Origin of the sequence: Subtercola sp. RTI3 (genome assembly GCF_035018625.1) — a bacterium.
Taxonomy (GTDB): domain Bacteria; phylum Actinomycetota; class Actinomycetes; order Actinomycetales; family Microbacteriaceae; genus Subtercola; species Subtercola vilae.
Genome location: NZ_JASJXO010000008.1, coordinates 18,771 through 45,549, shown reverse-complemented (window position 1 = coordinate 45,549; position 26,779 = coordinate 18,771). Strand labels below are relative to the sequence as shown.

The 26,779-nt window shown below is 64.0% G+C and carries 36 protein-coding genes; 22 read left to right on the top strand and 14 right to left on the bottom strand.

Annotated features, from left to right (window positions below):
- Positions 1 to 66: 66 nt before the first annotated feature.
- The gene (locus tag QN358_RS05115) at positions 67 to 855 is read right to left on the bottom strand and encodes a DeoR/GlpR family DNA-binding transcription regulator (RefSeq protein ID WP_323511785.1); all 789 of its coding nucleotides are present in this window, start codon (positions 853 to 855) and stop codon (positions 67 to 69) included.
- An 84-nt stretch (positions 856 to 939) separates the two neighbouring features.
- Entirely contained in the window at positions 940 to 1,605 is a 666-nt protein-coding gene (locus tag QN358_RS05110; protein WP_136642412.1) for a recombinase family protein, read from the bottom strand.
- A 131-nt stretch (positions 1,606 to 1,736) separates the two neighbouring features.
- On the opposite strand from QN358_RS05110, the gene QN358_RS05105 reads away from it, so the two are divergent.
- From QN358_RS05105 to QN358_RS05075, 7 genes are all read left to right on the top strand, one after another.
- On the top strand, positions 1,737 to 5,282 hold the full coding sequence (locus QN358_RS05105; RefSeq protein ID WP_323511784.1) for a LamG-like jellyroll fold domain-containing protein: 3,546 nt from the start codon (positions 1,737 to 1,739) through the stop codon (positions 5,280 to 5,282).
- A 264-nt stretch (positions 5,283 to 5,546) separates the two neighbouring features.
- Positions 5,547 to 5,930, top strand: a complete 384-nt coding sequence (locus QN358_RS05100) for a hypothetical protein (RefSeq protein ID WP_323511783.1) — start codon at positions 5,547 to 5,549, stop codon at positions 5,928 to 5,930.
- Between the two features lie 259 nt (positions 5,931 to 6,189).
- The gene (locus QN358_RS05095) at positions 6,190 to 7,206 is read left to right on the top strand and encodes a phospholipase (RefSeq protein ID WP_323511782.1); all 1,017 of its coding nucleotides are present in this window, start codon (positions 6,190 to 6,192) and stop codon (positions 7,204 to 7,206) included.
- Between the two features lie 63 nt (positions 7,207 to 7,269).
- The gene (locus tag QN358_RS05090) at positions 7,270 to 8,136 is read left to right on the top strand and encodes an LLM class F420-dependent oxidoreductase (RefSeq protein WP_323511781.1); all 867 of its coding nucleotides are present in this window, start codon (positions 7,270 to 7,272) and stop codon (positions 8,134 to 8,136) included.
- Between the two features lie 43 nt (positions 8,137 to 8,179).
- Positions 8,180 to 8,698, top strand: coding sequence for a mycothiol transferase (locus QN358_RS05085; protein WP_323511780.1), 519 nt, complete (start codon positions 8,180 to 8,182; stop codon positions 8,696 to 8,698).
- Positions 8,699 to 8,849: 151 nt separating this feature from the next.
- Entirely contained in the window at positions 8,850 to 9,668 is an 819-nt protein-coding gene (locus QN358_RS05080) for an SDR family oxidoreductase (RefSeq protein ID WP_323511779.1), read from the top strand.
- 26 nt (positions 9,669 to 9,694) lie between these two features.
- Positions 9,695 to 10,177: an NUDIX hydrolase gene (locus tag QN358_RS05075; protein WP_323511778.1), complete on the top strand. Its 483-nt coding sequence runs from the start codon at positions 9,695 to 9,697 to the stop codon at positions 10,175 to 10,177.
- Between the two features lie 42 nt (positions 10,178 to 10,219).
- On the opposite strand, the gene QN358_RS05070 is transcribed toward QN358_RS05075, so the two are convergent.
- From QN358_RS05070 to QN358_RS05055, 4 genes are all read right to left on the bottom strand, one after another.
- Positions 10,220 to 10,627, bottom strand: a complete 408-nt coding sequence (locus QN358_RS05070; RefSeq protein ID WP_323511777.1) for an arsenate reductase ArsC — start codon at positions 10,625 to 10,627, stop codon at positions 10,220 to 10,222.
- 155 nt (positions 10,628 to 10,782) lie between these two features.
- Positions 10,783 to 11,742, bottom strand: coding sequence for an NAD-dependent epimerase/dehydratase family protein (locus QN358_RS05065; RefSeq protein ID WP_323511776.1), 960 nt, complete (start codon positions 11,740 to 11,742; stop codon positions 10,783 to 10,785).
- Positions 11,739 to 12,188, bottom strand: a complete 450-nt coding sequence (locus QN358_RS05060) for a MerR family transcriptional regulator (protein ID WP_323511775.1) — start codon at positions 12,186 to 12,188, stop codon at positions 11,739 to 11,741. The genes QN358_RS05065 and QN358_RS05060 overlap by 4 nt, the downstream gene beginning before the upstream one ends.
- 119 nt (positions 12,189 to 12,307) lie before the next feature.
- Positions 12,308 to 13,147: a helix-turn-helix transcriptional regulator gene (locus QN358_RS05055; RefSeq protein WP_323511774.1), complete on the bottom strand. Its 840-nt coding sequence runs from the start codon at positions 13,145 to 13,147 to the stop codon at positions 12,308 to 12,310.
- Between the two features lie 99 nt (positions 13,148 to 13,246).
- Between QN358_RS05055 and hxlB the strand changes: the two genes are divergently transcribed.
- A complete protein-coding gene (hxlB, locus tag QN358_RS05050) occupies positions 13,247 to 13,840 on the top strand; it encodes a 6-phospho-3-hexuloisomerase (RefSeq protein ID WP_323511773.1) in 594 nt (197 codons plus the stop codon).
- 43 nt (positions 13,841 to 13,883) lie between these two features.
- Entirely contained in the window at positions 13,884 to 14,507 is a 624-nt protein-coding gene (hxlA, locus tag QN358_RS05045) for a 3-hexulose-6-phosphate synthase (protein WP_323511772.1), read from the top strand.
- 195 nt (positions 14,508 to 14,702) lie between these two features.
- Here hxlA and QN358_RS05040 read toward each other — a convergent pair whose 3' ends face one another.
- Both QN358_RS05040 and QN358_RS05035 read right to left on the bottom strand, forming a co-directional pair.
- Positions 14,703 to 15,281 carry a PIN domain-containing protein gene (locus QN358_RS05040; protein WP_323511771.1) on the bottom strand — a complete coding sequence of 193 codons (579 nt, stop codon included), beginning with the start codon at positions 15,279 to 15,281 and terminating at the stop codon, positions 14,703 to 14,705.
- A gap of 3 nt (positions 15,282 to 15,284) precedes the next feature.
- Positions 15,285 to 15,674 carry a helix-turn-helix domain-containing protein gene (locus QN358_RS05035; RefSeq protein WP_323511770.1) on the bottom strand — a complete coding sequence of 130 codons (390 nt, stop codon included), beginning with the start codon at positions 15,672 to 15,674 and terminating at the stop codon, positions 15,285 to 15,287.
- A gap of 154 nt (positions 15,675 to 15,828) precedes the next feature.
- Here QN358_RS05035 and QN358_RS05030 point away from each other — a divergent pair, with 154 nt between their 5' ends.
- The 3 genes from QN358_RS05030 (at position 15,829) to QN358_RS05020 (ending at position 16,726) form a co-directional block, all read left to right on the top strand.
- Entirely contained in the window at positions 15,829 to 16,026 is a 198-nt protein-coding gene (locus QN358_RS05030) for an NUDIX domain-containing protein (RefSeq protein WP_323511769.1), read from the top strand.
- A gap of 191 nt (positions 16,027 to 16,217) precedes the next feature.
- Positions 16,218 to 16,469 carry a type II toxin-antitoxin system Phd/YefM family antitoxin gene (locus QN358_RS05025; RefSeq protein WP_136643700.1) on the top strand — a complete coding sequence of 84 codons (252 nt, stop codon included), beginning with the start codon at positions 16,218 to 16,220 and terminating at the stop codon, positions 16,467 to 16,469.
- The gene (locus tag QN358_RS05020; protein WP_136643701.1) at positions 16,466 to 16,726 is read left to right on the top strand and encodes a Txe/YoeB family addiction module toxin; all 261 of its coding nucleotides are present in this window, start codon (positions 16,466 to 16,468) and stop codon (positions 16,724 to 16,726) included. The genes QN358_RS05025 and QN358_RS05020 overlap by 4 nt, the downstream gene beginning before the upstream one ends.
- On the opposite strand, the gene QN358_RS18840 is transcribed toward QN358_RS05020, so the two are convergent.
- Entirely contained in the window at positions 16,714 to 16,980 is a 267-nt protein-coding gene (locus QN358_RS18840; protein ID WP_416351955.1) for a YDG/SRA domain-containing protein, read from the bottom strand. The two genes, QN358_RS05020 and QN358_RS18840, sit on opposite strands and share 13 nt — an antisense overlap.
- A gap of 39 nt (positions 16,981 to 17,019) precedes the next feature.
- On the opposite strand from QN358_RS18840, the gene QN358_RS05015 reads away from it, so the two are divergent.
- The 4 genes from QN358_RS05015 (at position 17,020) to QN358_RS05000 (ending at position 20,559) form a co-directional block, all read left to right on the top strand.
- Positions 17,020 to 17,655 (top strand): TMEM175 family protein, encoded by a 636-nt coding sequence (locus QN358_RS05015; protein ID WP_323511768.1) that lies wholly within the window; start codon positions 17,020 to 17,022, stop codon positions 17,653 to 17,655.
- 224 nt (positions 17,656 to 17,879) lie between these two features.
- A complete protein-coding gene (locus tag QN358_RS05010) occupies positions 17,880 to 18,446 on the top strand; it encodes a hypothetical protein (RefSeq protein ID WP_323511767.1) in 567 nt (188 codons plus the stop codon).
- A 9-nt stretch (positions 18,447 to 18,455) separates the two neighbouring features.
- Complete coding sequence (locus tag QN358_RS05005) at positions 18,456 to 18,776, top strand: nucleotide pyrophosphohydrolase (protein ID WP_323511766.1); 321 nt, start codon at positions 18,456 to 18,458, stop codon at positions 18,774 to 18,776.
- A complete protein-coding gene (locus tag QN358_RS05000) occupies positions 18,763 to 20,559 on the top strand; it encodes a DNA/RNA helicase domain-containing protein (protein ID WP_323511765.1) in 1,797 nt (598 codons plus the stop codon). The genes QN358_RS05005 and QN358_RS05000 overlap by 14 nt, the downstream gene beginning before the upstream one ends.
- Positions 20,560 to 20,589: 30 nt before the next feature.
- On the opposite strand, the gene QN358_RS04995 is transcribed toward QN358_RS05000, so the two are convergent.
- The 3 genes from QN358_RS04995 to QN358_RS04985 all read right to left on the bottom strand — a co-directional run bounded on the left by QN358_RS04995 (position 20,590) and on the right by QN358_RS04985 (position 22,651).
- Positions 20,590 to 20,757, bottom strand: a complete 168-nt coding sequence (locus QN358_RS04995; protein ID WP_323511764.1) for a hypothetical protein — start codon at positions 20,755 to 20,757, stop codon at positions 20,590 to 20,592.
- Positions 20,758 to 20,847: 90 nt separating this feature from the next.
- Positions 20,848 to 22,119 carry an FAD-dependent oxidoreductase gene (locus QN358_RS04990; protein WP_323511763.1) on the bottom strand — a complete coding sequence of 424 codons (1,272 nt, stop codon included), beginning with the start codon at positions 22,117 to 22,119 and terminating at the stop codon, positions 20,848 to 20,850.
- Between the two features lie 292 nt (positions 22,120 to 22,411).
- Positions 22,412 to 22,651 carry a hypothetical protein gene (locus QN358_RS04985; protein WP_323511762.1) on the bottom strand — a complete coding sequence of 80 codons (240 nt, stop codon included), beginning with the start codon at positions 22,649 to 22,651 and terminating at the stop codon, positions 22,412 to 22,414.
- A 232-nt stretch (positions 22,652 to 22,883) separates the two neighbouring features.
- On the opposite strand from QN358_RS04985, the gene QN358_RS04980 reads away from it, so the two are divergent.
- From QN358_RS04980 to QN358_RS04960, 5 genes are all read left to right on the top strand, one after another.
- Positions 22,884 to 23,123: a hypothetical protein gene (locus QN358_RS04980; protein ID WP_323511761.1), complete on the top strand. Its 240-nt coding sequence runs from the start codon at positions 22,884 to 22,886 to the stop codon at positions 23,121 to 23,123.
- A complete protein-coding gene (locus tag QN358_RS04975; protein ID WP_323511760.1) occupies positions 23,116 to 23,433 on the top strand; it encodes a hypothetical protein in 318 nt (105 codons plus the stop codon). Before QN358_RS04980 ends, QN358_RS04975 begins: the two co-directional genes overlap by 8 nt.
- A gap of 76 nt (positions 23,434 to 23,509) precedes the next feature.
- Positions 23,510 to 23,920 (top strand): (deoxy)nucleoside triphosphate pyrophosphohydrolase, encoded by a 411-nt coding sequence (locus QN358_RS04970; RefSeq protein ID WP_323511805.1) that lies wholly within the window; start codon positions 23,510 to 23,512, stop codon positions 23,918 to 23,920.
- Positions 23,921 to 24,202: 282 nt separating this feature from the next.
- A complete protein-coding gene (locus tag QN358_RS04965) occupies positions 24,203 to 24,454 on the top strand; it encodes a type II toxin-antitoxin system Phd/YefM family antitoxin (RefSeq protein ID WP_188673452.1) in 252 nt (83 codons plus the stop codon).
- Positions 24,451 to 24,711: a Txe/YoeB family addiction module toxin gene (locus tag QN358_RS04960; RefSeq protein ID WP_231024611.1), complete on the top strand. Its 261-nt coding sequence runs from the start codon at positions 24,451 to 24,453 to the stop codon at positions 24,709 to 24,711. Before QN358_RS04965 ends, QN358_RS04960 begins: the two co-directional genes overlap by 4 nt.
- A 43-nt stretch (positions 24,712 to 24,754) precedes the next feature.
- Here QN358_RS04960 and QN358_RS18835 read toward each other — a convergent pair whose 3' ends face one another.
- A complete protein-coding gene (locus tag QN358_RS18835) occupies positions 24,755 to 25,894 on the bottom strand; it encodes a DUF4062 domain-containing protein (RefSeq protein ID WP_416351954.1) in 1,140 nt (379 codons plus the stop codon).
- Between the two features lie 118 nt (positions 25,895 to 26,012).
- Positions 26,013 to 26,372, bottom strand: a complete 360-nt coding sequence (locus QN358_RS04955; RefSeq protein ID WP_323511759.1) for a single-stranded DNA-binding protein — start codon at positions 26,370 to 26,372, stop codon at positions 26,013 to 26,015.
- A 104-nt stretch (positions 26,373 to 26,476) separates the two neighbouring features.
- On the opposite strand from QN358_RS04955, the gene QN358_RS04950 reads away from it, so the two are divergent.
- The gene (locus tag QN358_RS04950) at positions 26,477 to 26,776 is read left to right on the top strand and encodes a helix-turn-helix domain-containing protein (RefSeq protein WP_323511758.1); all 300 of its coding nucleotides are present in this window, start codon (positions 26,477 to 26,479) and stop codon (positions 26,774 to 26,776) included.
- The last annotated feature ends 3 nt before the right edge of the window (positions 26,777 to 26,779 follow it).

Genomic DNA, 26,779 nt, shown 5'->3' with positions numbered 1-26,779 from the left:
GTTTCCCGAGACGATCAAAACGTAGCAATTTCTCTCAGAAGAGAAAGTGCTAATGATGCATTGTTGCTAAATCGTGTCCAAAAGTCCAGTACCGGGTTTTGCGACATGCAGCGTGGTGCCGCTTCTGGCAAAAAGCCCGAGCTGGTCGACCGGGGCCTCGGCGTCGGTGACGAGGTGGGTGATCTGCTCTGTCGAGATGGTCTGGATCGCCGTGCGTACTCCGAACTTGGTGTGGTCGACGAGCGCAACGATCTCGTGGCCAGCCGCTGCCATGGCGCGGTCAGAGTCGGCAACCGTCATGTTCGGCGTCGACAGCCCGAAGTCGGCCACCAGCCCGTTGCCCGAGACGAACGTCTTGTCGGCGTGTATTCCGCGCAGAGTGCGGTTGGTCGCCTCGCCCACGAATGCCCGAATGGATGCCCGCAGTGTGCCGCCCGTCATGATCACCTCGTTCGCTGTCGCCTGCACAAAGGCCTCGGCGACCGGCAACGAATTGGTGATGACCGTCAGCCCGGTCTTCTGCAGCAGTGATTCGGCGAACGCTTCTGTCGTCGTGCCGGGCCCGATGATGATCACGTCGCCGTCGTGCACGAGGGTGGCGGCGAGTCGGCCAATCGCGTACTTCTCGTCGATGGCCTGCACGATCTTCTCGGCGTACGACGACTCACGAGACGGTGGCCCGGCCACGGCGCCGCCATGGGTGCGGGTGAGCATGCCGACCGAATCGAGGTACACGAGGTCACGGCGAATGGTGACCGCGGAGGTCTCCAGGCGCTCGGCAAGTGAGCTGATGGAGACGGCCCCATTGGCCCTCAGGGCCTCGAGAATCATATTGCGTCGCTGCGCTGCAATCACCCGGCCATACTACGAACAAAGTTCGGAGAATGACCAATTCTGATCGTTTTGCCCACGGTTGGTGTGCGCGGTGCGGGGTAAACGTCAGGCGTCGGCGATGTGCTTCGAGCCGAGATCGGGCAGGCTCGGCGTGCTGAACCGCAGAGTGATCGATGCGCGCGACTCGGCCCCGACCTCCTCGTCGTCGGGCTCGGCGTTCTGCTCCTCGAGCGCGCGGTAGACCGTCGCACGCGAGGTGCCGAGCTGCTGGGCGATCTCCCGCACAGAGGCGCCTTGGTCGCGCAGCATCGCCACGCGTTCGATGTTGGTCTGCGACAGCGCCCGCGGCCTGCCGCCAACACGCCCACGAGCCCGGGCGGCATACACGCCCACCATCGTGCGCTCACGAATCAGTGTCTTCTCGAGGTCGGTGAACGCGTGGATGAACCGCAGCAGCGCCACCGATTCGGGCCCGCCCGTGTCGAGCCCCTCCGTGATCGAACGCACTCCCACCCCGCGCCCGGCGAGCAGTTCGAGCAGCGACAGCACCTGCGCTGAGGTGCTCGCGAGCCGGTCGAGCCGCCACACTACGAGCGTGTCGTTCGGGGTGATCTCATCGAGCGCCGCCGTGAGCTGGGCTCGGGTGGGTGTGGCCGAATTGGCGCTGATGTCTTCGTAGAACTCGGTCACCCCGCGCTGCCGCAAGATGTCGCGCTGGTAGTCGGAGTTGTGCTCGAGCGGCCCAACCCAGATGTATCCGACATCTGTCATGCAGGGAGCGTATCACCGCAATCCCGGCGTTCTGGGGTGCGAATCGGGGCTCTCTGAAAAAGAGTCTGTACTTTCGTACAGGTTTTAGAGACACTGTCACAGCTGCTTATCAAAGACGAAAGGCAAATTTCATGACCCAACACCCCCCTCGGCGTGGTCGAGCCTCGGCCGGGCTCGCCCTGCTGGTGACGAGCGCTCTGGCCCTGGGCGGAGTGCTTGCACTCGCCTCGCCGGCTGCAGCGTCACCCGCTGGGCAACTGCTCGCCGCGCCCGCCCTGCCAAGTGTTCACGGCCTCAAAGGAGAATACTTCCTCTCGTCGGCTGCCGGAGCCGACGACCTCGCCGAGCTGAAGGCCACCCGCCTCGATTCGTCGATCAATTTTCCCGATCTGGTGAGCGCCTACCAAGACCTGACCGGCCGAAACACCGACACGGCGGCCCGCTGGACGGGCGAGATCGCACCGAAATTCAGCGAAGATTACACATTCTCGGCCATCGGCGACAACGGCTTTCGCGTCTGGATCAACGGCACGCTCGTCATCGACCACTGGCAGAAAGACTGGGACAACGAGCAGACCGCCCAGCCCATCACGCTCGTCGCCGGCACCCACTACGACGTGAAGGTCGAGCAGTTCCAGGAGACGGGAGGTGCGAACATGTTCCTCCGCTGGCAGAGTGCCAGCCAGGCCCGCGAGATCGTTCCCGCCGACGCGTTCTACGCACCCGCCGGCTACCCGGCCTTTGCTGCCGACGCGGCTGTTCCTACCGACGGCCAATCTGTCGCACTCACGTTCCCGAACCACGTCGAGGGGCTCGACAGCGCCATCACGAGCCACCTCGCGGTGACCGTCAGCGGCCAGACCTACCCTCTCGACAGCGTGACGGTGGCGGATGCCCGGCACCTCACCCTCGCCCTCGGAGCCCAGATCGACCGCAACGTCATTGTGCGCATTTCGTACGACGGACTCGGTACGGCCACCTCGAACGGCGCCCCCGTTCCGGCCTTCGATCTGCCGGTGATCAACGGCTCGACCTATGCGATGCAGACCGAGTTCTCGGCCACGATCGACAAGAGCGCTCCGCTGCCCGAGTATCCTCGCCCGCAACTGGTGCGAGATGCGTGGCAGAACCTCAACGGGCCGTGGCAGTTCAGTGGGGCATCCGAAACCGACGCCCCACCCGTGGGCCAGACCCTCGCCGAGACGGTCACCGTGCCGTACCCGATCGAGTCGTATCTGTCGGGCATCGAGCGCCACGAAGACCACATGTTCTACAAGCGCAGCATTTCGGTGCCGGCCGACTGGAAGGTGGCCGCTTCGGGTGGCAACCGCCTGCAGCTGAACTTCGGTGCGGTCGACTACCGGGCCACTGTGTGGTTGAACGGCGTCAAGGTGGGCGAGCACACCGGCGGCTACCTGCCGTTCACCGTCGACCTCACCGACGCACTGAAGTCGGGTGCTGACCAAGAGCTGATCGTCGGCGTCACCGACACCACCAGCACCGACCAGCCGGTTGGCAAGCAGCGCGCCAACCCGAGCGGTATCTTCTACACGCCGAGCTCTGGCATCTGGCAGACGGTGTGGATGGAGCCCGTGGCACCCGTGTCGATCGACTCGGTTGTGGCGACGCCCAACATTCACGCGAACACCGCAAGCGTGACCGTGGCCTCGGCTTCGGCCAACGCCGGAGACACCGTGACGGTCATCGCGCGCGATGCGAACGGCGCAGAGGTCGGCCGCACGTCTGGCTCGGCCAACAGTGCCCTCACGCTGCCGGTGCCGAACGCCCACCTGTGGAGCCCCGACGACCCGTACCTGTACGGGCTCGATGTGTCGATCACCGGCGGCGATTCGGCGACAAGCTACTTCGGCATGCGCTCCATCGCCATCAGCACGGTGAACGGTGTGCAGAAGATCACGCTGAATGACAAGCCGACCTTCTTGCTCTCGACGCTCGACCAGGGTTACTGGCCAGAGAGCCAGTACACGCAGCCGACGGATGCCGCACTCAAGTTCGACTTGCAGCAGACGAAGAACATGGCCTTCAACACCATTCGCAAGCACATCAAGGTCGAATCGGCACGGTTCTACTACTACGCCGACACGCTCGGGCTGATGGTGTGGCAAGACGCCGTTCCCGGTGGCACCGATGCACTCAACTCGACGGCAACGCAGAACAACCTGGTCGACGAGATGCACCAGACGGTCGATGCTCTGAAAGGGTTCACGTCGATCATCGGCTGGACCATCTTCAACGAGGGCTGGAGCGAGTGGAACACTACGGTGACCGGCCAGATCGCCGATTCGGTGAAGGCACAAGACCCGTCGCGGCTCGTGAACGCGCGAAGCGGCCTGAACTGCTGCAACCTGCCCGGCGACTCGGGCAAGGGTGACGTCATCGACTGGCACAGCTACCCGGGCCCCGGGCTCGCCAGCCCCGACCCCACTCGGGCCGCGGTCGACGGCGAGCACGGCGGATTCTCCTACAGCGTGGTCGGGCACACCTGGCCGGGTGCGTTCGCGCCCTACCAGGCCGTGAAGAACTCGGCCGAGCTCACAGCAGCCTATGTCGCCAACACGAAGACGCTCATCGAGCCGGCCCGCACGTTCTTGTCGGGCTCGGTCTACACGCAGATCAGCGACGTCGAAGGCGAAGTGAACGGCTTCTTCACCTACGACCGGCGCGTGGCCAAGATGGATCTGGCGCAGGTTCGGGCCGTCAACCTGCAGGTCGTCGCGGCCGGCGCCTCCGCGGGCAATGCCATTCCCACCGCCCCCGGGCTGGTGGGCGACGCCAGCTGGCCGTTCGACGAAGGCAGCGGCACCGCTGCAGCCGACGTGACGGGTAACGGTCACGACCTCACTCTGCAGGGCGGGGCTGGATGGTCGGAAGGGCACAGTGGCTCGGCCGTACAGCTCTCGGGCGCGGGGCAGTTCGCAAGTGCATCCGCACCCACCGTCGACACCGCGGCAAGCTACACGGTGTCGGCACGCGTCAAGCTCGACACAATGCCGGCGAACTGGGTGACCGCGCTGAGCCAGGAAGGAACAAGTGGGCAGAGCTCGTTCTTCTTGCAGTACGGGCACGGCGGGTTCGCGTTCAGCCTGCCGGGCGAGAAGCGGGCGGTGAGCACCACTGAGGTGGAGCTCGGTCGTTGGTACCAGCTCACCGGTGTGTGGGATTCGGCGAAGCAGGAGGCCCGGCTCTACGTCGACGGCGTTCTCGCCGGGTCGGTCGCAACCGGTGGTGTGGGATCAGCGGGCCGCACGCTCGTCGGTGCCGGGGAGTTCAACGGCGCGCTGGTCGACTTCTGGCCGGGCGCCATCGACGAGGTGCACGCGTATTCGCGGGTGCTGACCGAGGCCGAGATCGTTCGGGTTGTGAACAACGACCTCGTCGATGCGGCTGATCCGGGTACGCCGGTCGACCCCGGTACGGGTGGCGACCCCGGCACGGGCGCGGGTGGCCCGTCGACCGGCGGTACTGGCTCGGGGGCAACACCGCTGCCGGGTGCTGCCGGAAACGGATCGAACGGATCGAACGGATCGGGCAGTTCGGGCAGTGGTGGCCTCGCCAACACCGGGCTCGAGATCGGGGGCGGAGTGCTCGCTGCACTGCTGCTTCTCGCCCTCGGCGCCGGCGCCATCCTGGTGCGCCGCCGACACCGCGCTGGCTGAGCGCACGCACAGAGCAGGGCCGGTATTCGCTTCGGGCGGGTACCGGCCCTCTGTCTTTCGGCGCCCAAGCGCGACAATCGGGTTCTGGTCGCGCTGCGATCAGCTACCGTTGAAGTCGCGAACCTTGAATGGGAGACAGATCAAATGGCTAGTACGGCAACCAAATGCCCGGTATGTGGGCGGTCGATTGCTGTGGGGCTCGTCTCGAACTCCATGATTCAGCACGAGAACAAAAACGGTGAACGCTGCAAGGGTTCGGGGCAGATGCCCACTGTGTCGCAAGCGGCCGCTGCACGGGCATCCGGCACCCGCCCTTCGGCAGGCAGCGCGGTTCGCTCGAGCACCGCGAAGGCGGCAACACCGGCTCGCTCGACCGCGGCGCCCCGCAGCGGCGTGACCGTGCGTCGCGTGGAGGTCGACCAAGACCGCCTGCGCCAGCGCGAAGAGAAGATGGAGCAGCTGCGCCTCGAGCGCGAAGAACGGGCTCGCGCCCGCAACGAGTTCTACACCGTTCAGTTCGACGAGCCGTCTGCTGATGCCGCGGAGTCGTCGGCCGAGCCGGCCGAGTCTGCAGACGCCACCGACGCCACCGACACCACTGACGCCAGCGCCGTGACGCCAAAGTCGACGCCCGGCACCGAGGCGTAAACAGGCGCGGTCACCCCGCAGTGCGTGCTTCGCGGCCGGGCGCAACGTCACTGTTGCGTTCCGGGCGCGAATTCTGAGCAGTTATTCAGCTTTGACCCGTATGGTGATGGCTTCGCCCAAGCGGCCCACTGTGGCCCGGGGTGAAACGCGAGACGCCTTCGCTCTCGTTTTACGACACCGACAGTCAAATCCTCGTCGTGGGCCCGCCGCTTACCCCGGTCTCGCCCGCGTCTCAGCCCTTCGGCGTTCGCGTTCGCGCGTGCTGCCCCGGGCCGTGTGGATGCACGTGCCAGCGTTCGACGGCCCCGTGCGCGTCGGCCGACCATTGGAACACATGCGCCTGCCCAACTTCGTCACCCGACTCACCCGACTCACCCGCTCGGCCAGCCCCACCCGCTCGGCCAGCCCAGCCAGCCCGGCCAGCCCGGCCACCGTCGCTGCCCCCATCAGCTCCGCCGCTGCATCCCGAGCCACGCGCCGGGCCGCCTTTGCCGCGAGGCGCCACTCGTACCGCTCGAAGCTCGTCATCGCCACCGCCGTTGTGGCCGTCGGCCTCGTGGCCGGCACCGGTTTCGTGGTTCAGTCGGCCGTCGCCGACAGCCAGGCCACCGCCGCAGCCCACGCCGTTGCTCTCGCCCGCACGCAGGCCTCGCTCGACTCCACCACCGAGAAGTCACTCGCCGTCGCCAATGCGCAGACCGCCATCGCCGCCGCCGACCTGGTCGTGGCCGAAGCCCAGGCGAAGACCGACACCAGCGGGCTCACCTCGACCATTTCGACGCTCAGCAACTACACGTTGCTCGACCCGAAGACCGTCACCGGGCTCACCGCGCAGACCGCCGAGAAGACCACGGTGGTCGTCGCGGCCGCAGCCGAGGCCGACCGGGTCGCCGCCGTGGCCGCAGCCCAGGCCGCCGCAGACGCCGCTGCCGCCGCAGCTGCAGCCGAGGCGCTCGCCGAAGCCAACACTCCGTCGGGCGCGAAGGCTACCGCCGAGAACCTGGCCTCCAGTGAGTACGGCTGGGGCTCCGACCAGTTCTCGTGCCTCGTCTCGCTCTGGCAGAAGGAGTCCGGATGGTCGTACACGGCCTCGAACGGTTCAAGTGGTGCCGCGGGCATCCCACAGGCCCTGCCGGGCAGCAAAATGGCGTCGATCGCCAGCGACTGGCAGACCAACGCCGCCACGCAGGTCGCCTGGGGGCTGAAGTACATCGCCTCGTCGTACGGCAGCCCCTGCTCTGCGTGGTCGCATTCGCAGTCGGTGAACTGGTACTGATCGATCCGCTGGCAGCCTGACTAGTACTGACACCCCGGGGAGGGCCAGACGTAGAGTGAACTCATGGAACTCGGAATTCACTTCTCCAACTTCACCCTCCCCGGCGGTGCCGCAGCTCTCGCGCCCGCCCTCAGCAACACGGCCCGTGCGGCCGAAGACGGCGGTGTCTCACTCTTCACCCTGATGGACCACTGGTTTCAGATGGAGAGCCTCGCCACCTCGTACGACCCCATGCTCGAGGGTTACACCTCGCTCGGCTTTCTCGCCGGCCAGACCTCGCGCATGCGCCTCGGTCTGCTCGTCACCGGTGTGACCTACCGCCACCCGGGCCTGCTCGCCAAGATCGTGACCACGCTCGATGTGCTCTCCGAAGGCCGGGCCCTTCTCGGTATCGGCGCCGCCTGGTACGAGCGGGAGCACCTCGGCCTCGGGGTGCCCTACCCCGGCATCAGCGAGCGGTTCGAGCGCCTGGAGGAGACCATCCAGATCTGCCGGCAGATGTGGAGCACGAACGACGGCCCCTTCGAGGGCACGCACTACCAGCTCGCCGAGACCATCTGCCAGCCGCAGCCCATTCAGAACCCGGTGCCCATTCTCATCGGTGGCAGCGGCGAGAAGAAGACCCTGCGCCTGGTCGCCCAGTACGGCAGCGCCTGCAACCTCTTCGACTTCGGGCTCGAGGGCGTGCAGCACAAGCTCGAGGTGCTGAAGGGCCACTGCGACGACCTCGGCCGCGACTTCGATGCCATCGAGAAGACGCTCATCGTCAGCAACGAGAAGTTCGACAACCCCGATCAGCTGCTGGCCGACATGCAGCAGTACTCCGCGATGGGTATCTCACTCGTCACCACCAGCCCCGCCGCGCCCGACCCGGCCGGCTGGGTGTCGCGGGTCACCGAGACCGTGCTGCCGCGGTTGAAGCAGCTGTGATGGCGGCGAGCGTCATCTGTGCGTCTTCTGCGGGGGTGACCGCATGACCCGCGCCGCCGACATCCTCGTCGACGGTTTCACGCGCGTCAGCGAGTCGGTTCACCGGGTGCTGAACGGCCTCACCGACGACGAACTCACCGCCCGCGTCGACCCCGGCGCGAACACCATTGCGTGGCTGATCTGGCACCTCACCCGGGTTCAGGATGATCACCTCGCCGGTGTCGCCGGCACCGAGCAGCTCTACACGGCGTCGGGCTGGTATGAGCGCCTCGGCCTCGCGTCGAGCCCCCGCGCCACGGGGTACGGCATGTCGGCGGAGGAGGTCGGGGCCGTCTCGGGGTTCACCGCGGGGCAGATCGGAGCCTACTTCGACGCCGTGCACGAGCAGACCGTGGGGTGGGTGCGGTTATTGGAGGACGAGCAGCTCGACCGCGTGGTAGATGACGCGTACGACCCTCCGGTCACGCTGGCGGCGCGGTTGGTGAGCGTGATCAACGACGCCACGCAGCATGTGGGTCAGGCCGCGTTTGTGCGGGGGAGCATCCGGAGACAGAACGGCTGACGTACGGGCGGCATACAGCTCGCGATCGGGCTGCATTCGGCTTCGGGCCGACCGGTAAACCTCTGGAGGCGGGAATACCCCGCCGTCGACGTGGTTCACACCAAGGTGGCCCGCTTCATTCGGTCACAACATTCCTGAAAGGAACACGCTCATGAAGGTTTGGTTCATCACCGGAACATCGCGCGGATTCGGGCGCGAATGGGCCATCGCGGCCCTCGACCGTGGCGACAAGGTCGCTGCCACGGCTCGCAACATCGACAGCCTCAGCGATCTGGTCGAGAAGTACGGCGACAACATTCTTCCGATCGCGCTCGACGTGACCGACCACGACGCCGACTTCGCTGCCGTCGCCCAGGCGTTCGAGAAGTTCGGCCGCCTCGACGTTGTCGTCAACAACGCCGGCTACGGTCACTTCGGTTTCATCGAAGAGCTCACCGAAGACGAGGCTCGTGCCCAACTCGAGACCAACCTGTTCGGCGCGCTCTGGGTCACCCAGGCAGCACTTCCGTTTCTGCGCAGGCAGGGCAGCGGGCACATCATTCAGGTGTCGTCGATCGGCGGCATCTCGGCTTTTCCGCTCGTCGGCATCTACCACGCGTCGAAGTGGGCGCTCGAGGGCTTCAGCCAGTCGCTCGCTCAGGAGGTCGCCTCGTTCAACATCAAGGTGACGCTGATCGAGCCCGGCGGATTCTCCACCGACTGGAGCGGTTCGTCAGCCGCGACCTCTGAGCCGCTTGCCGACTACGCCGACCTGCACGACGCCGTCGAGAAGTCACGCCAGAGCCGCAACTCGACGCCCGGCGACCCGAACGCCTCGGCCGCTGCCGTGCTCAAGATCGTCGACTCAGACGAGCCGCCGCTGCGCATCTTCTTCGGCTCGGGCCCCCTCGGCATCGCAAAGGCCGACTACGCCAGCCGCATCGAGACGTGGGAGAAGTGGAACGACGTCTCGGTCGAGGCGCAAGGCTAACCCCTCGCATTCGATAGCCTGAGGGCATGGCGACCCCCGATTTTGTTCTGGCCCTGCGAGAGAAGATCGGGCATGACCCCCTCTGGCTGAGCGGTGTCACAGCCGTCGTTGTGCGCGGAGACGAACTGCTCATGGTTCGTCGAAGCGACAACGGCGCCTGGACCCCGGTCACCGGCATCATCGACCCCGGCGAAGAACCCGCGGTCGCCGCCGAGCGTGAAGTGCTCGAAGAGGCCGGCATCGTCGCGGTCTGCGAGCGGCTCGCGTGGGTGCACACCATTCCGCGCGTCACCTACGACAACGGCGACATGAGCGACTACCTCGATCTCGTGTTCGTGCTGCGCTACGTCTCGGGCGAGCCGCACCCGGCCGACGGCGAGAACACCGATGCCGGGTGGTTCACGCGCGACACCCTGCCGCCGCACTCGGCGAACATGGCGGCGCGGCTGGCGGCGGCTCTGGATGCCCCGACCGGCGTCACCCGCTTCGAGCGCGGCCCGCGCGGCTGACGCTCCGCGGCCACGTCGCTGGCGCACATCGCGCGGGGGCGCTCAGGAGGTGCGGGTGAGCTCCTCGAACAACCGCTCGACGCGCTCCCGAATGTCGTCACGAATCGCGCGCACCTCGTCGAGCTGCTTGCCGGCCGGGTCGGTCAGCTCCCAATCTTCGTAGCGTTTGCCAGGGAAGATAGGGCAGGCATCCCCGCAGCCCATCGTGATGACGACGTCTGAGACCCGAACATCCTCGGTCTCGAGGATGCCCGGCACCTCACCCGCGATATCAATGCCCTCCTCAGCCATCGCCGCCACCGCGACAGCGTTGATCGACGCCCCCGGCTCCGACCCGCCCGACAGCACCCGCACTCGATCGCCGCCGAGGTGCCGCAGATACCCGGCCGCCATCTGCGACCGCCCCGCATTGTGCACGCAGACGAACAGAACGGTCGGTATTTCGGTCATCGGGTTCCTTCAGTCGAGCGGTTCGGCGGGTCTCGTCGGCGTGCAATGCAGGCCGCGGGTGGCCGCGAAGTGGGCCACCGAGCAACCGGCTTCCACCGCAACGCGGGGGCGCTCCTCCGAGGGTACGCCAGCCCGGTGTCTCGCGGGTTCCGAGGCTACGCCAGCCCGAGCTCCCGCAGGCTCTCGGCCGTCTCGACGATGGTCTGCTCGGCCGGGCGCGGACGAAACCCGAGCTCCCGCTTCGCGCGCTCATTGTGGATGACCAGGGGAGTGGGCTCATCACCCGCAACCTCCTCGGTGGGCACCCGCTCGGCGAACGCCCCGAGGCGCTCGCGCAGCACCTGCGCCACCTCGAGAAACGTCATCGTCGGTCCGTCGGCCAATGCCAGGTACCGCTTTCCCGCAGCCTCCGGCGTATTCATCGCCGCAACATGCAGCGCCGCCACGTCGCGCACATCCGCGATGCCGAACCGCTGCCGAGGCACCTGCGTCATGGCCCCGCTCAGCATCGCCGTGAAGAACTGCAGCGACGACCGGGCGTCGACCGTGAGGGTGGGCCCTGCGATCCACGTCGGGTTCACGACCACGAGTTCGGTGTCGCCGCCCTCCCGCTCGACGAAGTCCCACGCCGCCCGCTCGGCGACGGCCTTCGACAGGGGGTAGGCTGGCAGCCCGGGGGTGTTCGGGTCGGTCCAGTCGTTTTCGTCGTAGTCGCGAACCGGCTTCGGCGAGTACCCGATGGCCGCGAACGACGACGTCAGAACGACGCGGGGCAGCCCAGCATCCCGAGCCGCCCCCAGCACCCGCAGAGCACCGTCGCGGGCAGGCACGACGATTTCGTCAACGTTCGCCGACTGAATCATCGGCGATGCCACGTGGTAGACCCCGTCGACCCCGGCGGCAGCGGATGCCCAGCCCTCATCTTCGGTCAGGCTCGCGTGCACGATCTCGAGCCCGCTGTCGTCGGCTTGGGCCCGGCGGAGCGCCGCGCGAAGGCCCGGCTCGCTCGCCGCACTGCGCACGGTCGTTCGCACCTCGGTTCCGCCCAGCAGCAGGTCGGCGATGAGCCGCGTTGCGAGGTATCCGTTGCCGCCCGTCACCAGCACCCGGCTCATGACAGCACCGCCTCGAGGTCGCCGAGCATCGCATTCACACGTTCACTCGCCACCGCCTCGGCGTTCGGATCGTCGCGGTCGCGGGCATCCCACAGCCCCGCCTTCGCCTCGAGATAGTTGAGGTGCACGTGCAGCGTGGCGATCTCACGTTCGATGCGCTTGGCGTGCCGCGTCAGCAGGTCCCGCTGTTCGGCCGCAGTCTCACGCCCGATCATCCGGTTCGCCTGGTAGGTGCGCATGTCTTCGATGCCGACACCCATCGCCCGCAGGCAGGCCAGCGCCTGCAGGTTGTCGACATCTTCTTCGCGGTAGCGCCGGTGCCCGCTGCGCTCGTCGCGCGCGATCGGGCCGATGAGCCCGACCTCTTCGTAGTAGCGAAGCGTCGGCTCGCTGAGTCGGCTGCGGTGCGACGCGTCTTGGATGGTCATCAAGGTCAGTGTGGTCATGAATGAATCGAAACACACCTCAAGCGCTTGAGGTCAAGCGCTCGGCAATCTCTTCACACTTCAGCGTCGTGTCGTTCGCGTCATAGGCCTCGGTCGGCTCGCCGCCAGCCCGCCCGCCCTCACCCGATCCGCTGCTTCGCCAGGGCAGCCAGCTCGGCCCGCGTCGACGCCCCCGCCTTTCGCAGCAGGTTCGACACATGAAACTTCACCGTATTCTCGCTGATCTGCAGCTGCTGAGCGATGGCCCGGTTGCGGGCGCCCGACGCGACGAGCCGCAGAACATCCCGTTCCCGCGCGCTCAACTGCACCGTATCTTCGAGCGCGTCGGGCTCGGGCGGTGGGTCGAGCGGGAGCGTTATCGACAGCGACGACCCCCACCCCGGCGTCGAAGTGACCTCCAGCTCACCCTCCAGCGCCGACACCTTCTCGGCGATGGGCCGCAGCACATCGTCGTGCCGGCTCAGCTCGCCGGGCCCGTCGTCGCGGATGCCGATCAACAGGTTCTGCCCGTCGCAGTCCCATTGGATGCGCACCCGTCGCGTGTCGGCCGCGTCGGCCAGAGCGAGCACAGAGTTTCGCACAATGGCCCGGGCCGCTTGCGCAACCTCGCCCGGCAGCGCGCGCCCGGTGCTCGGCGGCTCGATGAACTGCACATCGAGGTCGCCGAATCGAACCAGCGGCCGAAGGTCGTTCTTCAGCCTGGCGAATGCCGTCACCACCGGCTCGATCATGGTGCTCTGCTCGTTGTCTGACGCCGTTCGAAGGCTGACCAGCGAGGCCGCCGCAATGTCGATCGCCGTGGCACGCGCCGCCCGATCGTCGAGCCGACTCGACCGCAGAACCGCGAGCAGCGACTCGAGCTCCACCGCATGACGGTCGGCCTGCTCAGAGATCGCCCGCGCGTGGTCGCCCACGAGCGCGCGCATCTTCGGCGAAGGAATGTCTGCTGAACTCTGCATGCCGCCAACCTACCCCACGCGGCATCCCTACCCGTTCGGGTAGGTGTTCCTGCCCTCTCGGCGAGTGCGACGCCGCCCGCCGAAGCGCAGGCTGGAGTCATGTCGTCAGCCGAGCATCCCGTAGCCGAGCATCCCGTAGCCGAGTCTCTCGCCCTCGTCGGCCGCGAAGTCGCCGGCGTGCTCGAGCAGCTCGTTCAGGGCAATCAGCAGGCTCTGGATGCCCTGGCCGCCCTCCTGGCCGATGCCCCCCGCGTCTTCGTGCTCGGCGCCGGCCGCTCGGGCCTCGCCCTCAGCATGACCGCCATGCGCCTCATGCACTTAGGCCTCACCGTGCACGTCGTCGGCGAGGTCACAGCCCCGGCCATCGGCACAGGCGACCTGCTGCTCACGGCCAGCGGATCGGGAACAACCCACACCATCGTGCGCGCAGCCCAGCTCGCCACCGATGCGGGCGCCACGGTCGCGGCCATCAGCACCACTGCGTCATCGCCACTGGCCGACCTCGCCGAGTGCGTCGTGGTCGTCGCGGCCGCGGGCAAAACCGATCGCTCGCGCGAAGCATCCGAGCAGTACGCCGGCGGCCTCTTCGAGCAGGCTGTCGTGCTTCTCGGCGACGCACTCTTCCATGCGCTCTGGATGCGCTCAGGTGCCAGCGCAGACGACCTCTGGCCGCGACACGCGAACCTCGAGTAAACGTCTTTCCGATCATCCGAAACCCCACCACAGAAGGAACCCCATGAAACTGCAATTCGCAATGGACACCGTCACCACCGAAGCCGCCCTCGAACTCGCCGCCGCAGCCGCACCGCACGTCGACATTCTCGAGCTCGGTACCCCCCTCATCAAGGCCGCCGGCCTCTCAGCCGTCACCGCCATCAAGAAGGCGCACCCCGACAAGATCGTCTTCGCCGACCTCAAGACCATGGATGCCGGCGAGCTCGAGGCCGACATCGCCTTCTCGGCCGGCGCCGACCTCGTGACCGTGCTCGGCCTCGCCGGTGACAGCACCATCATCGGGGCCGTCAAGGCTGCCAAGAAGCACGGCAAGGGCATCGTCGCCGACCTCATCGGTGTGCCCGACAAGGTCAAGCGCGCCAAAGAGGTCGTCGCCCTCGGCGTGGACTTCGTCGAGATGCACGCCGGCCTCGACGAGCAGGCTGAAGACGGCTTCACCTTCAGCACCCTGCTCGACGACGGTGCGGCCTCGGGCGTCGCGTTCTCGGTAGCGGGCGGCATCAATATCTCGACCATCGCCTCGGTACAGAAGTCGGGCGCCGAAGTGGCTGTCGCCGGTAGCGCGATCTACAGCGCTCCTGACGTGGGCGCTGCGGCTGCTGAGCTGCGCGCTGCGATCGTCTGACCTGCGCGCTCTGCTGTGAGGGCTGCCCCCGCCGACTGGTCGGGGGCAGCCCTGTTTGATCTGGCGTGATCCAGCATCGCAACTTTTGAGTCGTATCAGCGTCACGGAGGCTTGTGGAGGCCCTGGCCTAACTGCACCCGCGACATCGCCCGGCTAGGCCAAAGCGCCACTCGGCAGTTGAGGCATACAGCGGGGTCACATTCGAGTCGGATCGGCGACAACAAAGCTCCGCATCTCCGAGGCCGTCCCAGGCAGCCCGCTCCGCTCGAGACTCTCGAGAACTTCCCTAGCCGTTCGTATGCCCTTCCACCCAGCCGCCACCTGACCTATGACCCGCGTCATTTCGTTTCGGTCATGTCTGCACATCTGAAAAAGAAAGTCATCGGGGCGCACGGCCTCGAGCTTCCACGCGACCAGACTCTCGGCCGGGAAATCGCGAAGGTTGAACGTCACAATCTGTCGGGCGCCAGCTCTAATAGCAGCAGCAACCACATGCCGATCATCGCGGTCGCACTCAAGCTGCACCAACGGTATGTATTTCTCATAACCCGTCACCATGGCATCTCGAACAACCCTGGTCATGAGCTCGCGGGTACGGTCAAGCTTCGCCGATTCAAGGTCAGGGAGGTTGGCTTTCAGATTGCGAAAGACCTCGTCGAGTATCTGGTCAGTCCATCTCGCTTGAACGAGGCCAGCGAGCGCCGCGCGTATAAGGACGTCTCGAAGCGTCGATGGATACAGCACGTTCGCGTCGTAAACGACAACGAAGGTCATCAATCAGCTGCCCATCTCCTGCCCCAGTCGAATGAGCTCGTCAGCATCGGCTTTCGCTCTCTCATCGTCTGCCGACTTGTAACGCATCAGCGAATCAGAGCGAACGCGTCGATGCGAACCCACCTTGCGATAGGCGATCTTACCCTCGTCGAGCAGTTTAATGAGAAATGGTCGAGACACATTCAGGATGCGCGCCGCTTCTTGAGTCGTCAGCTCGTCGTCAATCGAGATGACCCGCACGCCGTGCCCCGCAGCAATACTCCCGAGGGCGATCATCAGCGCATCGACCGCTTGGCGAGGAAGCGCGACCGCCTTTCGAGCGTGCTCGATCGTTAAGCTGATCGATGCGACGTCATTGGGTAGACCATCTATCTCGTGACGCAGCGAAGCCAAAGCGCGCTCGGCGAGCTCTGCGTCACTCGCTGACTCGCTCGTTGTCATAGGAATCATGCACTGAGTCTAAACGAAACAAACGCATTAAACGCAACGAACGCATCCGTTATCTGGCCGTCGTTGGAAGAGGGGAGGGTTGTTCGTAGTAGGGGCGGTGATCACGTACGCAGAGAAAGTCTTGTGCTGCCGCAGAGCCCCAGGCAAAGCCTCAGCGGGCCTGTGGGAATTCCCTGGTGGCAAAGTCGAGGCCGACGAAACACCTGAGCAAGCTCTTGCCCGCGAGATCCAAGAAAAACTGAGCGTCCCGATCCAGGTCGGCGACCTGATCCTCCGCGCTCCCTCACAACATTGAGGCGAATGGATGCCCAAATCCGGGTCGCACGCAGAACGCTGTCTGGTCGTGTCAAACTCTGCGGGTTGGTCTCGAGACCGGTTCGGATTAAGCGAGCATTGGTCAATTATGGCTAAACTCTGATCATGCGAAATTCGTCAGCACAACCAAGCCCTCAACGGCGTACAATTTCACGTACAAGGAGGTTTGCCATGCGAACCATGTCGTACTCGGAGTCACGAGCGCACTACGCCGAAACGCTCTCTGCCGTTGTCGACGACCGTGAAGAGGTCGTAATCACCCGCGCAGGGCACGAGCCTGTGGTGATCGTCTCGCTCGCCGAGTACGAATCTCTCAAAGAGACCGCGTACCTCCTTCGCAATCCCGCGAACGCGCGTCGCCTTCTCGGCGCAATCGATCGACTTGAGAGTGGCCGGGGTACTGAACGGAATCTCATCGAGTGAAGTTCGTCTGGGACGAAGATGCGTGGGCGGACTACGAGTGGTGGCAGGTTCAAGATCGCAGACTCGTCAAACGGATCAATACCCTCCTCCACGACATTTCCCGCAACGGAAACGAAGGCATCGGGAAGCCTGAGCCTCTGAAGCACGGTTTTCAGGGCTATTGGTCACGTCGAATAACGGATGAACATCGACTTGTATACCGCGTCGAAGGCGACGAGCTCCGAATTGCTGGATGCCGATACCACTACGGCTCCTGAATTAGCCGGATGGGTGCCCAAAGCCGCGCTGCAGGCAATTTCGGCTTTGATCCCCGGCTTACGCGAACCGGCAGTCCTTCCACCTGGCTCGTTATGAGCCCAGCGTTTCCCGAAGATTCAATTGACTGGTCTCGAACCTGTTGCGACGAGCTTGGGTCTTTGCCCCCATGGCCCGTGTAGATCAAGAAGTCGCCGTGATCTTCATCTGGTCGGGGGCAGCACTGTTTAATCTGGCCTAACCTCACACGCGGCATCCACTATTCGCCGCCGCCGATCATCGCTAGATTCGACCCATGGGGAGACCGACGAAACGCAACGGAATGGCCCGGCTCGAAGCGTTCAGCGACGCGGTGCTGGCCATCGTTCTCACGCTGCTGGTGCTCGACCTTCTTCCGAACGGAGCGCAATCGCCCGAGCAGCTGCTCGGCAACTGGCCCACCTACGTCGCCTACCTTGCGGCCTTTCTCACCATCGGCATCATCTGGCTGAACCACAACGAAGAACTCTCACGGGTCGCCAAGACCACACCGATTGTGCTTGTGCTGAACCTCGGCCTGCTGCTCGGCGCCTCCCTCGTGCCGTGGCCCACTGCTCTCATCTCCGCCGCGCTCAGGGAAGGCGACCACGACGACCAGTTCGCGGCGATGGTCGTCTTCGCCGTCGTGGCGGCCGTCATCAGCGTGCCGTGGGTCGCTCTCGACCTCTACCTAGCGCGGCATCCCGAACTTCTGAACACCCCCGATGGCGTCAGCTGGATGCGCCGGCACGCGCTCTACTCGGCCGGCACCCTGGTCGTCGCTGTGGTCAGCGTCGTCGTGGCTATCTTCTCGCCGCTCGCTGCGCTCGTGCTCTACCTCGTGGTCGCCGCGGCCTTCCTGCTGGCGCGCCTCTTCGAGCGCGAGTCACGTGAACTTACGGAAGACGACTGAACCCCGCGCCGTACCCTCGAGCGTTCGTTCGCAACGAGGGACCGACCTGACGTGCATGGTCGGTCGGTACCCTTACATACCTATGGCCCGCCGTAGCGAGCCATAGGGTTCTTCTTAATCCGAATGGTGCCTAGCCCGAAGGCCAGAGGACTGAGATCCACCGGTAACACCACATTCTCACGGGCTGAGTGGTTTGTAATTCCCGGGCGCCATATTCTTGAGAAATGATCATCGAACTTTCTGAGGCTGCAGCGCACGAGTGGCTCTCTACCAATCGGCTGTCTGTCTACCTCCGGGCGGCACGGTCCGATCTGTCACGGGCATTGCGTCTGTACGAATGGAACGCGCGCATGACGGCGGCGTGCATGCAAGATATCGGGCACCTCGAACTTCTTCTGCGAAACCGCTACGACGCCGCTCTACGACAGATCAGCGGTCAGGTGGTGGCAAATCTGACCTTCGGCTTCTGGTCGGCGTTGACCAAGTCCGAGCGCGAAGCGACCCTGTGGACTCCTGCGCTCGCCCACTGGAAACCAGTCTTCAGCCAAACAACCGGTCTGGTTCGGCAGCTGCAGCATGTCGATCATGTTCTGTTCTGTCTCGACCCAGACATTGCAGCATGGGTCGGGGAACGATCTGAGGTGCTGGCGACACTCGAAGACCTGCCCGAGCCCCTCATTGCTGGCTGGCCAGCCACGTACTTGCAGATATCGAAAGCTGACGGAGAGCGACGACTTCTGCGAGCTATCGATCGCCTCGAGGGCCGGTCTCCGGTGTCCCGGCCCTGCTAGATTGACGAAATGGTTGACCAGCCGCTCCGCGACGAACTCGCGGCCGTCGTTGCCGAACGCGACTGGGCCCAGTTCCACACCCCCGAGAACCTCGCCAAGAGCATCTCCATCGAAGCCGCCGAGCTGCTCGAGTGTTTTCAGTGGGGCCCGGATGCTCCCCCCGACCGAGTGCGCGAAGAACTCGCCGACGTGCTGACCTACTGCCTGCTGCTCGCCGAACGCATCGGCGCAGACCCGACACAGCTCGTCCGCGACAAGCTTGCGATCACCCGCCAGAAGTACCCGGTCGAGAAGAGCCGGGGGAGTAGCGCAAAGTATGACGCCCTTTGATGTCACCAGCTTCGACTTCACGCGAGGCGGAGTGTCATCCTGGGCGCCGTTGAGCGAGCGCAACAGCAACTGGCCGGTGGTCTACGTGCTAGACGACGCGACGCAGAACGCGCCGACCGCGGCAAACGCGGCCAAAAGCAACCGCCGCCCGAGCAACGTCTACGTCGGCGAATCGCTCAACGCAGCATCCAGAATCAACCAGCACCTCAGCTCAACAGACAAGGCGCACCTCACAACCGTCAGGGTCATCGTCGACGAGACCTTCAACAAGTCGGTCTGCCTCGACCTCGAGTCCTTCCTGATACGGATGCTCGCCGGCGACGGCGCCTACAGCGTACTCAACCGCAACGACGGCATCACCGAGTCGGCCTACTACGACCGCGACCGCTACCAGGAGACGTTCGAGCAGGTCTTCGACCGCCTCAAAGACGACGGCGTCTTCACCCGCACCATCCCCGAGATCGAGAATAGTGACCTGTTCAAGCTCTCCCCGTTCAAGGCGCTCACCCACGATCAGGCCATAGCTGTCGAGGGGATCCTCGAGGGCCTCTTCGACGACCTCGAAACCCACGCCACCAGCACCACGGTCGTTCAGGGCGAGCCGGGCACCGGCAAGACGGTCGTCGCGATCTATCTCATGAAGATGCTGGTCGACATCCAGGCCGCGCCTCCCGCCGAGGACTTCGACCGCGACACGATGTTCGCCGAATTCTTCGCCGGCGGCTACCCGCAGCTGCTCGAAGGGCTCAGGATCGGCCTCGTCGTTCCCCAGCAGTCGCTGCGCAAATCCATCCAGAAGGTCTTTCGCAAGACGCCCGGACTCCACACCGACATGGTGATGACCGCCTTCGAGGCGGGGGAGAGCGACAAGCACTTCGACCTCCTGCTCGTCGACGAATCGCACCGTCTCAACCAGCGCGCCAACCAAGCGTCTGCCAGCCAGAACACGAAGTTCCGCACCATCACCGAGAAGCTCTTCGGCCACGACGACACCTCGAAGACCCAGCTCGACTGGATCCGCGCCAAGAGCACCCACCAGATCCTGTTTCTGGATGCGGCCCAGAGCGTGCGCCCCGCCGACCTCCCGACCCACGTTCTCGACGACCTCGTCACAGGCGCCCGCCAGCACGACCGGCTCTACCCCCTCGTCTCCCAGCTGCGCGTGAACGCCGGCGCGGACTACGTCGGCTACGTGCGACAGATTCTCGGAGCATCCACTGACCGCCCTCTCGCGGCGCCGAGGCTACCCCAGACGTTCAAACGCTACGACTTCCGCCTGTTCGACAGCCTCGCCGAGATGCAGCAGCAGATCAGGGCTCGGGATGCCGAGGCCGGCCTTTCGCGCCTCGTCGCCGGTTACGCGTGGCCGTGGAAGACCAAGAAAGACAAGGCCGCCTTCGACATCGAGATCGACGGTATCCGCCTGCGCTGGAACAGCACCCAGACCGACTGGATCGCCTCACCCAACGCCCTCGAAGAAGTCGGCTCCATCCACACCGTGCAGGGCTACGACCTCAACTACGCCGGAGTCATCATCGGCCCCGACCTCGGCTACGACCCCGCCCGCGGCACCCTCGTCGTCAACCGCGACTCCTACTTCGACACCAAGGGCAAGGAGAACAACCCCCGCCTCGGCAAGACCTACGCCGACGACAACCTGCTCCGCTTCGTCAGCAACATCTACGCCGTGCTGCTCACCCGCGGCATCATGGGCACCTACGTCTACGTCGCCGACCCGGCGTTGCGCGCGTACCTGGCGCAGTACATCCCTGCCGCCGCGTAGGTGCCGGTGAGCCGGCTGACTAAACCAGCGTCAGGCAGATTTTCGGGTCTGTCGCGGCTCGCGACCGCCGTGGCCGTATTTCTTCTCGTAGAAGGCCCTGATCTCGGCGACAATAGCTCGCTCTTCAGCGGTAATGGGGTCCGCTCTGCCCTCGGCTATCAACCCGGCCAGCACACTGGGACGCTTGAGTTCGCTCACTGTAGTACCTCCATGGTCAATTGTGAGTGATGCTTATTATAGAGATGCGAAAGAACGTTCGCCTCGGCGGGGCTGATTCTGAAGCGTCGCTCACGACCGCCGGCTGATCGTCTCCGGGCTGATGGTCTCGGGCCGAAACCCGTAGCCGACCACTCGCGCGGCGATCAGGCGGATGATCGGGATGATCGCCCTCAGCACCGTTCGTTCGACGGGCGTCGGCGGGTTGTGAAGCAGACGCACTCCCGCGCCCGTGCCCAGCACCCGGTGCACCGAGCGCTGTATCCGCTGCATCATCGCGGTGGGCCGTTCACGTCGCTTTTGCACTGCGCGGGCGGCGGCGTCGATCGAGGCGGGCGATGGGTCGCCACGAAACACGGGTACCAGCAGATTTGCGGTGGCAACGGCATCCTGAACCGCGTAGTTGATACCCACACCGAACACGGGCGACATGGCGTGAGCTGCATCACCGATGCAGAGGGCGCCGGGCACCGACCAGGTGTCGAGCCGGTCGATCTGCACCGAGAGCAGCTTGATCTGATCCCACTCGCGAAGGCCCTGCGCCACCTCTTTCAGCCGAGGCGCGGCTCGTGCGATGCGCTCGCGGAACGCCTCCAGACCTCCGTTCTGCATCGATGCGAACGACCCTTTCGCGATGAGGAAACCGCATTGCAGATAGTCGGGCCGCGGAATAGTGATGACAAGCCCCGACGAACTCAGGTACCCAAGTGTGTCGGGCAGCGCTTCGGCGGGGCGGTCGAGGCGAAACCAGGTGACATCCACGGGCACACCGAACGCGCGTGCAGACAGATTCAGCGCTTTGCTGACCGTCGAAGCTCTGCCGTCGGCAGCGACGGTCAGCGCGGCGTCGACCTGCAGCAGACCGTCAGCAGTGCGCGCCAGCACCCCCGTGACGCGCCCGTCGGACCGCACGACGTCGATGACTTCAGCATTCATGCGCAGGTCGAAATGCGGCGACCGCGCTGCTTCGTCGGCGAGTAATTTGAGCAGATCCCACTGTGGCATGAGCGCGATCGCACGGTTGGGCTCGGGCAGGGTGGCGAAGTCGATGGCATGGATGCGCACGCCGTTGACCACCGCATCGAGGCGGGGGAGCAGGGTCTGTTCGATACGATCGAACGCTTCTCTGATCCCGAGCTGATCGATCAGATTCAGGGTCGACGGATGCACGGTGTCGCCCCTGAAGTCGCGAAAGAAGTCCGCGTGCTTCTCGAGTACCACCACGTCGATACCCGCTCGAGAAAGCAGCAGGCCGAGCATGATGCCCGCCGGGCCGCCGCCGGCGATGCAGACGGTAGTTTTGAGCGTGGTGTCGGGTGTCGGGTCGGCGCTCGGGTGGTTCATCTTGCCCACGTCGACCTTTCGTATCGTGACTTGTGAGACGTATCTTCGCGGATATACCTCTCGGCGTCTAGATCACGCTCGCCGAAGGCGAAGACGCGAAGGCCGTGTCGTTCGTCGGCTGCCGTCTGCCGAGATGCGCCCCGCGCATAGTTAGTTAGATCCGGATGCCGACGAATCCGTTTCGCCGAATTCTGCCACTGACGGCCAACTGGTCGATCCCGTCCTCATCGTCAGCTGGCGAACCACCCCGAGGCCCTCCCTGCCCTTCCAATCAGATCGAGAGGTTTACCCCCTAAATCTCGCGAAGTATCTCGCGCCGTTTGACCTCAAACTCGTCATCGCTTACCAGGTGCTGGTCGTGGAGGTGAACGAGCTGTGCCATTCGAGCAGCTGGGCCACCCTCCAGCTCGATACTCCTCCGCCCTGCCCCTTTGCGCCTAACCGAGATGACGACAACAACGATGACCACAACGACAACAACCACAATCGCGAGCAGAATCAACACGTGATAGCCCTGAACATTGCCTAACATCGTCTCTCCTTACGAAAGTCGTGACCCCCTACTTGAGGAGATCCCGACACTCACTTCGTTCGTTCACCAGGTTGACTCGCGCGTCATGGTGCGGTGTCCGGATGGTCGACGTGACATGTGTCGTCAGGCTCAGTGTCTGGGAATATCCGCCTCCGTACATCTGGCGATTGTCTCACGGCCGATCCTTGTATTTTGTTTGACGATATTAGTTTTGTCAAACTAAAATCGAAGAATGAAATACCAGTTCACCCGTTCCGCACGCAAGCACCGAATAGGCCGCGGCGCCGCGTGGGAAGCATTGAAAGATGCGGGAGAACCAACCGAGCAAGAAGACGGCACACTTCGTTGGGTCGGAGCAGACGAACGCGGTCGCGAACTTGAAATAGTCGGGTCCCCACGCCCCGACGAAGATCTCGTGCTGATCATCCACGTAATGCCGACAGATTTCACCAAGGGGAACCGAAATGACTGACACCAGTAAGTACCGTGTGACCGACGACAGTCAACTCGTCGAAGAAGAAGCTGACCTCGACAAGGGTCAGCACACCTGGCCCGACGGCCGGCCGATGACCGAACAGAACACTGCCGAGTACACCGAGCAGCGCAAGGGTGCTGGCCGCCCGTCTCTTAGTGGTGCGGGATCGTCACCCAGCGTCGCCTTCAGACTCACGGCGCAGTTGCGCTCTGACGCAGACGCGCTTGCTGCGGAGGAGGGCCGCCCGGTTTCAGCTATTGCTCGCGAGGCCCTCGAGGACTATATCCGGCGCCACAAAGCAAGTTGAAGAACCGCCACAGTCGAGCTGCGGATCAATTAGGTACGGTTGGCGAGACCGGTTTAGCTCGGGATCGACTTTGGATGTGGTGCAAGTGTTGGTTGTAGGCGCGGTCATCGCACACGCGGGAAAAGTCTTGTGCTGCCGCAGAGCCCCAGGCAAAGCTTCAGCTGGCCTTTGGGAGTTCCCTGGCGGCAAAATCGAAGCCGACGAAACGCCTGAGCAAGCTCTCGCCCGTGAGATCCAAGAAGAACTGGGCGTCCCGATCCTCGTCGGCGACCTGGTCCTCCGCGCAATCACCTCGGTAGACGGGCGCGAGATTGATCTCGCCTGCTACTGGGCGACTCCCCAACAAGACGCGCCAGCCGTGAGCACCGACCACGATGAGATGGTCTGGCTACCGATCGCCGACCTGATGTCGCTCGATTGGGCCAAACCAGACCTCCCCGCAGTCTCGCGTCTCATCGCTCAAGAGCCGGCGGAGACGTCGGGCTGACGGACGTAAATCCATCTCCGTCCCTGACCCAAACGGTGATGCCCAGACTCACACAGAGCTCGCAGTCTGCCCGTTTTCAGCCACAGTACCGAGGCGAATGGATGCTCAGATCCGGGTCCCACGAAGAACGCTGTCTGGTCGTGTCAAGCTCAGGGGTTCGGCCGCGAGGCCGTTCCACATAAGCGAGCATTGATCAATAACGACTAAACTCTGATCATGCGAAATTTGTCAGCACAACCAAGCCCTCAACGGCGTACAATTTTACGTACAAGGAGGTTTGCCATGCGAACCATGTCGTACTCGGAGTCACGAGCGCACTACGCCGAGACGCTCTCGGCGGTTGTCGACGACCGTGAAGAGGTTGTGATTACCCGCGCGGGGCACGAGCCTGTGGTGATCGTCTCGCTCGCAGAGTACGAATCTCTCAAAGAGACTGCGTACCTCCTTCGCAATCCTGCGAACGCGCGTCGCCTTCTTGGCGCAATTGATCGACTTGAGAGTGGCCGGGGTACTGAACGGGATCTCATCGAGTGAAGTTCGTCTGGGACGAAGATGCGTGGGCAGACTACGAGTGGTGGCAGGTCCAAGATCGCAGACTCGTCAAACGGATCAATACCCTTCTCCACGACATTGCTCGTAACGGAAACGAAGGCATCGGGAAGCCTGAGCCTCTGAAGCACGGCTTTCAGGGCTACTGGTCACGTCGGATAACGGATGAACACCGACTTGTGTACCGAGTCGAAGGCGACGAACTCCGAATTGCTGGATGCCGATACCACTACGGTTCCTGATCGAAGATTCAGAACCAGGAAGCTGCGAGCGCCAACCCTACGGTCACAAACCCGAAATTCGACCGTCTATCGTCAGCGGCTCGGGTCGAGGCTGGTTGACGTAGGGTTGCCGCGGTGTCCACGAAATGCGCAGTCTCCGAACTCCTTGATGGGATGGGCCGAGTGCAAACGAATCGACTGTAGCTGCCGATGCGGCGCCTAGGAGGTGCTCGGTGATCAGGAGACGGGCGACTGGTCGCAATACTGAGTCGTCTAGGCCCATTGTGCGTATTGGCTCTAACGGATCCGTCGGGCGCGTGCCCCAGGAGGCGTCTCCAAGAGTGGAGGTTCCAAACAACCCATCCTCGAGTGCGCGTCGCGCAACCTCGTCGGCAGAGATGCCGTTCATCGACGCACGCATCGTTGACGAGCTAGATCGATCGCCTCGAAGCTGGAGCTGTTCCTCATGGATGACTGTTGTCGTCGTGCGCGTCGACAAGCCTTCGAATCGCACCGCACGCGCGTCCGTCAGGGACGCGAAAGCAATGCTGCCAGCTCGCCCGTCGCGCATCCCCACTAGCTCGCTATGAACGGCGTTGCTGCGCACAGCGGCGGTGATTCCGATTGCGTTCCCATCGTTTGTGATTTCCTGTGCCCGAAGGATGGTTGGGCCCACGCGTACCCAGGGGGAGAGCTCGTCAGCAGCAAGCTCGGTGAGGCGGCGACGAACTCGTCGCCCAAGATCATCTGAATCACTCCAGCTGCTCGTCGTATAGAGATTTTGAGCACCTTGGATCAGGTCACGTTGGGATCCGTCCATCTGGCTCGAATCCTGGCTCGAAACGAACAGGCATAGTCGAAGCCCTTGTCGTTCAGCTTCGAGGAATTCTGCGTGCGTCGCCGAGTAGCCGTCGGGCATGCGGACGCCATATCGAGAGCCGAACAATCCCACGTAAATTTCAGAACTTCGGACGCCCGAAAGGTAAGCCTCCTCGGCTGTTATGTCCTGGGCTCCGATGTCTTCAAACAATATTGGAATCGCTCCAACTGATTCGATTGCGTCGCGCACGGCCGCCCGTTCGTTGGGCATATCGCGAATGAGGCTAGATACGAACACGCGACGGCCAGACGCCCAAGTGTGGAGTTGGGCGTCATTGACAGCAGGCGACGCGGAGAGTTGGTCGATCAACAAGGAGGTGGGCATGCCTCAAGTTGACCACAGCCCTCTTGCGCAAAGCCATAACATTTTGGGCGCGTTTCGATGGGGCGGTTTAGCCGTGCTCCTTGAGCGAGATTCCTCCCGTCGGATCAAGGCTCCCGTCTCACCGCTTCACCCGCAGAAACTTCGCCACCCCGCGCCGCAGGTCCAGCCCCACGCTCTCCGCCCGCACCGACACCATCGCCGACTCGCGCCCATCGTCAACCGGATACAACCGATGCACGCGCAGTTCCCCCTCAACAACCACATAGTCACCTTCAACCAGACTGTCGAGAACGTTGGACGCCAGCTCCCCGTCACAAACAACATCGCACCACGGCACAACCCGAGCCTTCCGCTGCCCCTCCTCACCCGGTACGGTCTGCTCGTTCTCAACCACAAAAGCTGCGACCGGGATGCCCGCCCCATCCATCTCCACGGGATCCGACTGCACCCTGCCGCGAACCCATATCCGGCTGTCCATGATTTCCTTTCGTTGATCTAAACACTTTATAAGTGTTTAGAGTAAACCTCAACTAGGAAAACCGCCAGAATGTACCTATGTCTCGTCGGTCGTCGGTGCCCAGCATGAACTCGGCGTTCTCCGAAGTTGCCCTTGTATTTCAGGCAACTCCTGCGCGGCTTGCTGTTCTGGCAAGTCTCAGCGTGGACGGCCCTCAGACAAGAGGCCAGCTGATCGAGAGACTCGGCCTCACCGTTGGCTCTTTGCAGCATCACCTAGTTGCACTGCGTGAGCTCGGATTAATTGCGGCGGTGCCACTCGAGGAGCCCGATCACTACCATCGCACCGAGTATCGAATCGACTCGACCAAACTTGCCGAGATTTACCAGACGCTCGGCTTGAGCCTCGGCCTGGATGCCCGGTGATGC